Origin of the sequence: Burkholderia sp. IT-111MI5 (genome assembly GCF_949752865.1) — a bacterium.
GTDB lineage: Bacteria > Pseudomonadota > Gammaproteobacteria > Burkholderiales > Burkholderiaceae > Burkholderia > Burkholderia pyrrocinia_C.
In genome coordinates, this window is the sequence record NZ_CATKIF010000057.1 from 1 (window position 1) to 397 (window position 397).

At 66.8% G+C, this 397-nt stretch carries 1 protein-coding gene; it reads left to right on the forward strand.

All coding sequences use genetic code 11. The features are described from left to right. Nucleotides 1-397 (forward strand): IS66 family transposase zinc-finger binding domain-containing protein (locus tag ACM6JT_RS29345; protein ID WP_414857775.1); only part of this gene is annotated, 397 nt, incomplete at both ends.

The following is a 397-nucleotide window of genomic DNA, read 5'->3' on the forward strand; positions in this document are numbered from 1 at the left end:
TCACCTTGAGCGCGAAGAGCGCATCCATCTGCCCGCCGATGATGACTGCCCCGATTGCGGCGGGCAACTCAAACCGCTGGGCGAAGACGTCGCGGAACAGCTCGAATACGTCCGGGCGCACTTCCGCGTGATTCGCCACCGCCGTCCGAAGCTGGCCTGCGCATGCTGCGATCGCATCGTGCAGGCCGCGGCACCGAGTCGACCGATCGATCGTGGCATCCCGGGTCCGGCGCTGCTCGCGCACATCGCCGTGTCGAAGTTCGCGTACCACATCCCGCTGCATCGCCAGGCAGTCATGTACGCGCGCGACGGCGTCGAGATCGATCCGGGTGCGATGGGGTATTGGATGGGGGGCATCACGGCGCTGCTTGCACCGCTGGTCGACACCGTCCGCCTA